3 protein-coding genes are annotated in these 3,539 nt (G+C 40.6%); 1 reads left to right on the plus strand and 2 read right to left on the minus strand.

Translation table 11 applies throughout. From position 1 onward, the window contains the following. Nucleotide 1: 1 nt before the first annotated feature. Entirely contained in the window at nt 2-151 is a 150-nt protein-coding gene (locus tag L4B77_RS19625; RefSeq protein WP_429751382.1) for an IS3 family transposase, read from the plus strand. Between the two features lie 68 nt (nt 152-219). On the opposite strand, the gene L4B77_RS19630 is transcribed toward L4B77_RS19625, so the two are convergent. Together L4B77_RS19630 and L4B77_RS19635 are read right to left on the minus strand one after the other, a co-directional pair. Then, nucleotides 220-1,194, minus strand: coding sequence for a ParB/RepB/Spo0J family partition protein (locus tag L4B77_RS19630; protein ID WP_429752512.1), 975 nt, complete (start codon nt 1,192-1,194; stop codon nt 220-222). 5 nt (nt 1,195-1,199) lie between these two features. Further along, nucleotides 1,200-2,417: a ParA family protein gene (locus L4B77_RS19635; protein ID WP_429752514.1), complete on the minus strand. Its 1,218-nt coding sequence runs from the start codon at nt 2,415-2,417 to the stop codon at nt 1,200-1,202. Nucleotides 2,418-3,539 lie beyond the last annotated feature (1,122 nt).

Below are 3,539 nucleotides of genomic sequence, written 5' to 3' on the forward strand. Positions count from 1 at the left end.
GATGTATCACAACCAAAGCTTTGAAGATGCAGATGCACTGATAGAGAAAATTAAAGAATACATCGAGTACTACAATACCAAACGTATAAAAGTGAAACTAAAAGGCCTGACTCCGATAGAATATCGAACTCAGGCCTTGAAAGCCGCTTAACAGAAATGTCCAACTTTATGGGGTCACTTCATAGAGCGGCTTTAGAGTAATCGAGAAATATGGTCGACTTAATCGAGCTTTGATTGTATGAAAGCTAGGATTTCTTCCATAGTGGAATCATCCACTTTCTTTAAATTCAGCGCTAAGTTTGAACCTTTGCGGCTATAAGAGGCACGGCCTTTGATAAGGTCAACTTTTGGAGAAGCTTTCTTGGTGGGTACTGGGGCCAATTCAAGAATCCAACCTTCCAATGTTTCTGTTACGTCTTTCGTTAAACGCGTTACACCTTGTGCTTCACTACGCTGCCAGACAAAACCTTCAGAAGCATCACATTTAGTCAGCAGTGTTTGTTGTTGCTCGTGAGTTAACCCACTAAATTGCTTATGCAACTTTACAATCGTAGGGCGGCCAAGATCGCTCACATTAGGGTAAGCTTGCAATAACTCAAGTGGCAAAGCCGCCGCTTTTAATGCGCCACTCACCAAAGCTTCGCTACACTGGAACATTTTCGCCAGTGCTTTTTGATCATCAGCTTCCCCTTTATCCAATTTGGCTTGCATCTCCCGACCTTTCTCGTAAAGAGAAAGCGGTTTATGAGCATTAGCAACATCAGATAGGAATTTTGCGTGTTCACCGTTAATGTTTTCAGCGACATAGATAAGGAACTCTTTGTCAGCCAAAATACATGACATACGACGACGGCTACCATCAAGCACTTCAATCTTGCCGTCTTTGTTCTTACGACCAACCGCTGGATACTGCTGCCCACGCTCTTTTAACGTAGTCAGAACGTCAGAAAGCGCATGTTCATTTAAGAAAGATTGCTCACGAGCATTCTCTTCAAAAACCACGGTTCGAGAAGCAACTTCAGCCGCTGGGATTCGAACTAATTCAAAAGAAACCAAGTCCTCACCAGCGACAGAAAGCTCGATCACCTGAGCCTGTTCTTTTGCCGCTGTCTGCGCTTCTTGTGGCGTTGCTACGCGACGTTTATTTGCTTTTCCAAATAGCTTTGCATTTAAGTCAGATGTTTTAATTGCCATTGATATTATCCCTGATTAAGTGAAGGCCAGTTGCTATGTAATACACGCTCTAGTTCTAGAGCACTTTTTTGTACGGCGTCTTGGGCGACAGCCAGAGTTTTCTTCCCCCCCTCAAAGTCGCTAACCGTTAGGTCGAAAACCGTGCTGTAAGTATCGGCGCACGTTTCAAAAGCTCGACTTCTAGGAATGGTTGCCATCATGACTTGGTCATTCAACAGATAGTTCATCTCAGTTAAAACTGATACCTGCTTCTTGTTGTCGTCTTCAAACATCGTTGGCATCAAACGAACAAACTCTAGCCCTTTCCAATCGTCAGGAAACATTTCGTACACAGTTGGCAAGTGTTGGAAGAAGTTCACCGTTGAAGCCCAATCCAAACGCTTTGCTGCACATGGAATCAGAAGTGCGTTCGACGCGTACATTGCGTTCCATACGAGAGGATCAACATGCGGGCCAGTATCAATCATAATGACGTCAAAATCATAAGCAATTTTATCGATAAGCTTTTCTTTTAAAAGACGAACGATATCTAGTGACTGATCTTGCGCTAGGCTTTGCCATGCTTCAGCGTTAAACATCGCATCTTCAGGAAAGGCCGAAATCGTTTTTAAGTTTGGATACTGAGTAGGAAGCAGTACATTCCTGCGGAGAAACTCTAGGTCAACGTCTTGGCCTTCAGGCACGTTGTCCAGCATGATATCGACCGCAGAATAGATATTATCGTGCTCTGCACCACTAATTTGCGGGTTTAAAAACAGACGTAAAGAACCTTGAGGATCCAAATCAATCAGACAGATACGGTAACGCTTGTCCAAATTGAGGGACAAGCAAGCCGCCAAATGGACAGCTGTCATTGATTTACCCGTACCACCCTTTTGGTTCTGTACGTTGATAACCCATGGTTTATTGTCAGTATGCTGCTTACGTTGATGAAACTTAGGGACTTCTGCCGCATCCATCAACATGTGCGCTTCAGTCAATGAAATAGAGTAATGATTGGCATTGTTTTTTGTAAATTGATGACCATCCGCCTCAAGCTTAGTGATCGCTTCATCCAATTTTCGACGAGTTAACCCCGAACGAGTCTCCATCATCGCTTTAGACATTGGAGGGAAATGTTCATCACTTCGCTCTTCCAAAATAATCTCAATGCGGTCAGCCTGAACTTGTTGAGTTTGTTCGGCTAACTGATAGAGCTTATCAATCGTTTGTTCTCTTTTCATTGCCAGTTCCCGTAATGATTAACTAAGAACAAATTGTACAGCGATTAACATAAAAATCAACAAAAACATGAACATTCATTTATGAGTTAAATCACATAAAATAGACTCTATTGTTACAATTTAATGATATGACGTGTTAGAGGAGCACAAAAAAACGGTATTTTTTCAGCTCTAACCCGTGTCATTTCTACCTCACATTTAAAGTGYTACATTGTCACTAATTTACAATGTAAATAGATTAATCAAAAAAACTCGGAACGATTGAAATACAACCATAGATTACGGTTCATGTAATTTTCAGTTGAAATAGGCCCCCCTTTCATCAGTTACGAACAGAAAATGACGAGAAGGGGAGGCGAAACAAAATATCCGTGCCGTAAAAATAACCATCAGACAAACCGTGTTAACCTTTATTCGGAAGAATGATCAAGATATACCATACTGACAAAATAATAATAATGTGATATCACGAAGCATGATCAAGGGATAATTTTAACCGTATTGATCATAATAAGTGCTAAATCGAAATGATCAATATACGGAAAAATGATCAAGTAAATAGAACAACGGAAGCATGTAATTTAAGTGCTAAATTACGGGCAAATGCTTTTGGAATGGGGATTTAACAATAACAAGGCTTGATTGATTGATAATTCAATCGACACAGACAGAGAACAGTCAAACATAACGATTCTATGATCATGCTTCCAAAGCAATACGCTTCAGCCATCCATACATCAAAACAACTCGTTGACGCTGAGTACGGACTAAATATTGTGCAGAAAAGGGGGAGTACAACAAAAAGAGCCGCTTCTTGATCATCGTTCCGTTAAAATTTACGCCCCGAAATACCGCCATTAATGACTTAGGGTTCATAAAGAAAGCCATGACAAATGTTGGACTGTGGATAAGCTGTACAAGAATAATGATCATGCTTTCGAATCAATAATGATCATGCTTACAATGACTTAATGATCATTGTTCTGACATTTTATGATCATGCTTTCTTTCGTATAATGATCATCGTTGCGAGCTGGCTATGATCATTCTTTCACACGGTAATTATTTTACTTCTTAAAATTCAACCGCTTAAACAGAACGTTTCAGCCAGATCATTAGATC

Source organism: Vibrio minamisatsumaniensis (genome assembly GCF_050337445.1).
GTDB lineage: Bacteria > Pseudomonadota > Gammaproteobacteria > Enterobacterales > Vibrionaceae > Vibrio > Vibrio artabrorum.

Bases quoted from the DNA above. Each gene is read 5' to 3' on its own strand.
- L4B77_RS19630 (WP_429752512.1), bottom strand. From the start codon at position 1,194: ATGGCAATTAAAACATCTGACTTAAATGCAAAGCTATTTGGAAAAGCA.
- L4B77_RS19625 (WP_429751382.1), top strand. From the start codon at position 2: ATGTATCACAACCAAAGCTTTGAAGATGCAGATGCACTGATAGAGAAA.
- L4B77_RS19635 (WP_429752514.1), bottom strand. From the start codon at position 2,417: ATGAAAAGAGAACAAACGATTGATAAGCTCTATCAGTTAGCCGAACAA.